The 6,203-nt window shown below is 52.4% G+C and carries 8 protein-coding genes; all 8 read left to right on the plus strand.

From position 1 onward, the window contains the following. Positions 1–177: 177 nt before the first annotated feature. Positions 178–591 carry a cysteine-rich VLP domain-containing protein gene (locus BN162_RS13605; protein ID WP_020225662.1) on the plus strand — a complete coding sequence of 138 codons (414 nt, stop codon included), beginning with the start codon at positions 178–180 and terminating at the stop codon, positions 589–591. A gap of 110 nt (positions 592–701) precedes the next feature. Beyond that, positions 702–1,097: a replication initiator protein A gene (locus BN162_RS13610; RefSeq protein WP_020225663.1), complete on the plus strand. Its 396-nt coding sequence runs from the start codon at positions 702–704 to the stop codon at positions 1,095–1,097. Positions 1,098–1,280: 183 nt separating this feature from the next. Next, positions 1,281–2,222, plus strand: coding sequence for a MobV family relaxase (gene mobV / locus BN162_RS13615; RefSeq protein ID WP_040452192.1), 942 nt, complete (start codon positions 1,281–1,283; stop codon positions 2,220–2,222). Between the two features lie 69 nt (positions 2,223–2,291). After that, entirely contained in the window at positions 2,292–2,483 is a 192-nt protein-coding gene (locus tag BN162_RS13620) for a hypothetical protein (protein ID WP_020225665.1), read from the plus strand. Positions 2,484–2,577: 94 nt separating this feature from the next. After that, entirely contained in the window at positions 2,578–4,089 is a 1,512-nt protein-coding gene (locus BN162_RS13625) for a recombinase family protein (RefSeq protein ID WP_020225666.1), read from the plus strand. Positions 4,090–4,181: 92 nt separating this feature from the next. Beyond that, positions 4,182–5,123, plus strand: coding sequence for a hypothetical protein (locus BN162_RS13630; protein ID WP_020225667.1), 942 nt, complete (start codon positions 4,182–4,184; stop codon positions 5,121–5,123). 9 nt (positions 5,124–5,132) lie between these two features. Continuing rightward, entirely contained in the window at positions 5,133–5,381 is a 249-nt protein-coding gene (locus tag BN162_RS13635; protein WP_020225668.1) for a hypothetical protein, read from the plus strand. 57 nt (positions 5,382–5,438) lie between these two features. Further along, positions 5,439–6,203: hypothetical protein (locus BN162_RS13640; RefSeq protein WP_020225669.1), on the plus strand; the 765-nt coding region annotated here is incomplete at its 3' end.

The raw sequence follows: 6,203 nt of genomic DNA on the forward strand, positions 1-6,203 counted from the left end.
ACCCCGGCAGGGGAAGCACCGCAAGAAGCCAATTTCTGGACACTTTGTCCAGAGGTCACTTCGGGACAACTTGTCCCGAAGCTGTGGGGAGCGTGCCAACGCCGGAACACGCCGCAGGAATGGGGCAGGAAGCCTTTTCGGAGAGAGCGGCAACGGAAAGCAAAATGGAGGAAACACATGAGAGAGAACCCATATAAACGACTGCCGCCCATAGAGCGCAAGCAAGACGGTTCCCTTTACCGCATGACCCCAGCGCAGCGGAAACAGGCAAACGCCCTGATCCGCCGGGAGTGCTGCTGTTATGAGGACGGGAACTGTATGCCCCTTGACGATGGGGACACCTGCACCTGTCCGCAGACGGTTTCTTTCTCGGTCTGCTGTAAGTGGTTCCGCTGGGCGGTCTTGCCGCTGGACGGGACGCTGGAAGCGGAGATTTTCCGGGATAAGGACTTGAAACGCTGTGCGGTCTGCGGCGGTGTGTTCGTCCCTAAATCCAACCGGGCAAAATACTGCCCCGGCTGTGCCGCCAGAGTTCACAGGCGGCAGAAAACAGAAAGTGAACGGAAAAGGAGGTCTTGTGTGGACAGTTAGGGGCTGAAAAGTCCTTGATTTTCAAGGCTTTGCAAGCACAGAACAGGGGCAGGCAATAGAAACTACCGTCTGCCCCCGGAAACAGGCTTCTAACCGTCCACAAACACGATATGACAAACACCATTTATATCCATCAGCCGGAAAAATCGGTCAGCTTTACCCGGCTGCCCAATTTCCTTTTTGAAGCCCCCACATTCACACCCCTGTCCAATGAAGCGAAGATACTGTACGCCTTTATCCTGCGCCGGACGGAGTTGTCCCGTAAGAACGGCTGGGCGGACGAGTACGGGCGCATTTACCTGTACTATCCAATCTGCGAGGTAGTCGCCCTGCTCCACTGTGGGCGGCAGAAAGCCGTCAATACCCTACGGGAATTGCAGTATGCGGGGCTGGTGGAGATCCAGAAGCAGGGCTGTGGAAAACCCAACCGCATTTACCCAAAATCCTATGAAGCGGTTCCAAACACCGACTTCAAGAAATCCGGTTATGGAACGCCGGAGGACTGAAAACCATACCCATGAAGTATGGAAATCACTCCCCGGAAGTACGGAAACCGGACGGTATATAGAAATATAAAGATAAAAAGATTGATTTATATTCTATCCATTCCTATCCTATCAGAGATAGTTTCGGCGGGATTTTCCCTGTGGAAACCCGCTGGAAAAGAATGGAACGAGGAAAGGAGCAGAATGGCACAACACGCAATTTTGCGGTTTGAGAAACACAAGGGCAACCCGGCAAGGCCGCTGGAAGCCCATCACGAACGGCAGAAAGAGCAATACGCCAGCAACCCCGACATTGACACCAGCCGGAGCAAATACAACTTCCATATCGTCAAGCCGGAGGGCAGGTACTATCATTTTATTCAAAACCGTATCGAACAGGCCGGTTGCCGTACAAGGAAAGACAGCACCCGGTTTGTGGATACGCTCATTACCGCCAGCCCAGAGTTTTTCAAGAAGAAGTCGCCAAAGGAGATACAAGCGTTTTTCCAGAGGGCGGCAGACTTCCTCATCGGGCGGGTAGGCAGGGAAAATATCGTGTCGGCCGTGGTACACATGGACGAGAAAACACCCCACCTGCATTTGGTCTTTGTCCCTCTGACAGAGGACAACCGCTTGTGTGCAAAGGAGATTATCGGGAACAGAGCCAACCTCACAAAATGGCAGGACGATTTTCACGCTTATATGGTGGAGAAATATCCCGACTTGGAGCGTGGGGAAAGCGCCAGCAAGACAGGCAGGAAGCATATCCCCACCCGTCTGTTCAAGCAGGCGGTCAATCTCTCCAAACAGGCAAGAGCCATTGAAGCCACGCTGGGCGATATTACCCCGTTCAACGCCGGAAAGAAAAAAGAGGAAGCCCTCTCCATGCTGAAAAAGTGGTTCCCGCAGATGGAGAATTTCTCCGGGCAACTGAAAAAATACAAGGTCACAATCAATGACCTGTTAGCGGAAAATGAAAAGCTGGAAGCAAGGGCAAAAGCCAGTGAAAAAGGCAAGATGAAAGATACGATGGAACGGGCAAAGCTGAAAAGCGAACTGGACAATTTACAGCGGCTGGTTGACCGTATCCCGCCGGAAGTGCTGGCGGAGTTGAAGCGGCAACAGCGGCACACAAAGGAAAGGTGATTTTATAAGCAGATTTTTACGCCGTCCCTGTGCGGCATTGTACCTTGAAAATTGAATACAGGAGGTTCTATGGAGCATATCAGATACAAAAAAGAAACAGAGGTCGTGACTTTTCAGGGAAAAGAAATCACGCTGGAAAACCTCTCCCCGGTGTTCACGCCGGAACAGGAAGTGGCCAAACGCCGGGAACTGGAGCAGCAGCTTTATGAGGTGTTCCGCAAATATGCCGATAAGCGGCAGAAAGAGGAAGCCGGGGCGTAAGGTTTTCCGAAGCCATCGTTGATTTACGGGGCTGCTGGCGGTATAATAGAACTGTCAGCAGCTCCGTTTCTTTTTTAAGAAAAGGAGCGACAAAATGAATAACAGAATAGACGCAATCTATGCAAGGCAATCGGTAGACAAAAAGGACAGCATTTCCATTGAAAGCCAGATTGAGTTTTGCAAATACGAATTGAAAGGCGGGAACTGTAAGGAATACACAGACAAAGGGTACAGCGGCAAGAACACAGACCGTCCAAAGTTTCAAGAACTGGTGCGGGACATTAAGCGGGGCTTGATAGCAAAGGTCGTGGTTTACAAGCTCGACCGTATCAGCCGTTCCATTCTGGACTTTGCCAACATGATGGAGTTGTTCCAGCAATACAATGTGGAGTTTGTGTCCTCTACGGAAAAGTTTGATACCTCTACTCCGATGGGGCGGGCTATGCTGAATATCTGTATCGTGTTCGCCCAGCTTGAACGGGAAACGATACAGAAGCGGGTGACGGACGCTTATTATTCCCGCAGCCAGCGAGGGTTTAAGATGGGTGGAAAAGCCCCTTATGGCTTCCATACAGAGCCAATCAAGATGGACGGTATCAACACAAAGAAGCTGGTGGTAAACCCAGACGAAGCGGCAAATATCCGGCTGATGTTCGAGATGTACGCCCAGCCCACAACCTCCTACGGGGACATTACCCGGTACTTTGCCGAACAGGGAATTTTATTCAACGGCAAGGAACTAATACGCCCCACGCTGGCGCAGATGTTACGCAATCCTGTCTATGTGCGGGCAGACCTTGATGTGTACGAATTTTTCAAAAGTCAAGGGACAATCATTGTCAATGACGCTGCCGATTTTACCGGCATGAATGGCTGCTATCTGTATCAAGGGCGGGATGTGAAGCCCAGCAAAAAGAACGACTTGAAAGACCAAATGCTGGTGTTGGCTCCCCATGAGGGCATTGTCCCCTCCGACATCTGGCTGACCTGCCGCAAGAAGCTGATGAACAACATGAAAATCCAGTCTGCCCGGAAAGCAACCCATACATGGCTGGCGGGAAAAATCAAGTGCGGAAACTGCGGATATGCCCTTATGAGCATTAACAATCCTGTGGGAAAGCAATATCTCCGCTGCACAAAGCGGCTGGACAATAAAAGCTGTGCCGGGTGTGGGAAAATCATCACTTCGGAGCTGGAAGCGGTGGTTTACCAGCAGATGGTGAAAAAGCTGGAAAAGCACAAGACGCTGACGGGCAGGAAGAAAGCGGCAAAGGCAAACCCGAAAATCGCCGCCCTGCAAGTGGAACTTCTCCATGTGGACAGCGAGATTGAAAAGCTGGTGGACAGTCTGACGGGCGCAAACAATGTGCTGCTCTCCTATGTGAATGTGAAGATAGCGGAACTGGACGGGCGCAAGCAGGAACTTCTGGCGAGGATAGCGGAGTTGACAGTGGAAGCCATCAGCCCGGAACAGGTCAGCCAGATTTCCGGCTACCTCGACACTTGGGAGGATGTATCCTTTGACGACAAGCGGCGTGTGGTGGATTTGATGATTACCACCATAGCCGCCACAAGCGATAGTTTGAATATCACATGGAAAATCTGACGGGCGGAACCCCTCCCGTCAGATACCTACCCTGTGTAGTCCCTTGTAAACTGTACTTTGATACATTAAAACTGTCAGATAAGCTCTGGCTGATGCAGACGCTGGCGACTCGTTACAATTTGACATTCAAGGAACTATACGCCTTTTCCCGCTGGGGACAAAGCTGCACCACCGGCCTGTTTGAAAAAGGTGGCCGGGAGTTTGTCTTTGTCCCAGGCGATACCGTGACGCTTGGCTGGGAGAGCTTTGTCCAAGGGATGGACAAGGCCAACCAAGAGGAACTGGCGGATATTTTTACAGAAATCGAATATGAGGGCACTGCGGAGGAATTTCTCCGGCAGGGCATGGCCCCGGTACGCCAGGTGACCATCGGCCCCATGTTCGTGGGCAGAAAACTGGAGGAGATTGGCTGGGAAAGCGTACTCATGAACGATCCCCGCATCACCGCCCACCCCGATTGGCTGGAGAACTTGCAGAAGTTGGACAGCAAGGATGGCCGAAGCGTTGAAATCAACCAAACGGTCCGCTTTAAGCGCAATGGTGATAGCTGGCGGGCGTGGCTGTGCCATCCCATGACCTACCCAGAGTTTCAGCGATTCCTGTTGTGGGAGGTGGCAGCCAGCCTTCCCACGCCGGATGAGTGGGCCTATCTGTGCGGGGGCGGATGCCGCACCCTGTTTCCCTGGGGCGATGGGCTGGACTACTCCATGCATCTGCACCACTTTGAAAGCAAGGAAGATCAGGGCAAGCCATACGACATGGAGCAGCCCAACTTCTTTGGCCTGTCCATCGCCTACGACCCCTATCAGCGGGAGCTGGTAGACGGGAAAACATTGACCACCTGCGGCGGCGACGGCGGCTGCAATATCTGTGGTGGCATGGGACCTTTGCTTGGATATTTACCCTGTTCCCCTCACTGTAAACCGGAGGTTCGGGAAGATAACGAGATTCACAATGACTATGACTTTTTCCGTCCTGTGATCCGGGTGCAGACATCCGGGTGGAGAATGGGTTCGCCTGGAGATAAGAGGTGATATTGCCAGATGATCGAAACAATTATGAAAATCCACACCACTTCTTCTTCGGTTACATTTGAGTGTGGTAATGCTGCCATTATTGGAAACGGTGAGTTTCGGGCTTCATCGGGAAAAGTGGATGGGTTTATCCTGTATGCCGACACTTTGCGGTATGAAAACGGGGCGAAGCTCTCACGGGAGGAACAGGAACATCTGAAGTGCCTGTATCAGCACTTTGTATGGAACCGTGAAGATTTCATAGACTGGGATATTTGAAAAGAGATTTCCCCATGAAATGTTAGCAGATTGAGCACAGGAGTAAGGAGGAAAGCTATGGAATGGCCAAAACGGGCGCGGACAGCGGATTGGGAAAATGGTGTCCTGGCCTTAGATAGAGAGAAACAATTTGAAGTCCCGAAGCTGACCGCAGAGATCATGGAGCGGTTGGCCGGTTACACCCTGGTGGGCTTCCATGTGAAAGGGTATCCGGTGACGGATGAACTGCTTGCCCCCTTTGCCGGGCATAAAAGTATGGTCAACTTCGGCGTGGAGAACGGCGCCCTCACCGACGCCTGTTTCCCCTTTTTTTCCGCCATGCCCAAGCTGCGCTATCTGCTGCTGACCGGGAATGCCGGGATCGACGGAAGCGGCTTGTCCGCCCTGCAAAGCTGTAAGCTGGATCTACTGGCCCTTGACCACACTGGGCTGGATGATGCCGGTCTGCTTCGAGCAGCCTCCATCCCCAAACTCTCCCACATCTGGATCGACCACACTGCTGTTACTTATGATGGACTACTGGCTGTCGCCGGCAACAACTACATCCATCCGGTGGCCCATGTGCAATTTACCAAGGAGCAGATGGAACACTTCTCCCAGCTCCAGCGGGAAAAGGCCAAAAAGCCCGTCCAGCTGGATGAGCAGGCAGCGTCGGAATGCCGCAATGTGCTGTCCGCTTTCTTTGCCGAAATGACAGAATGGGAACGGTACATGGAGCAGGCCGGGTTTGAGGATGCCGAGGCTGTGCCCCGCCTGCTGGCGATCTGGGAGAAGTATGTGAGCGAAAAGTCCCGTCTGGGCTATCGGCCTCTGGCCCTCTCC

Source organism: Holdemania massiliensis AP2 (genome assembly GCF_000327285.1).
GTDB lineage: Bacteria > Bacillota_I > Bacilli_A > Erysipelotrichales > Erysipelotrichaceae > Holdemania > Holdemania massiliensis.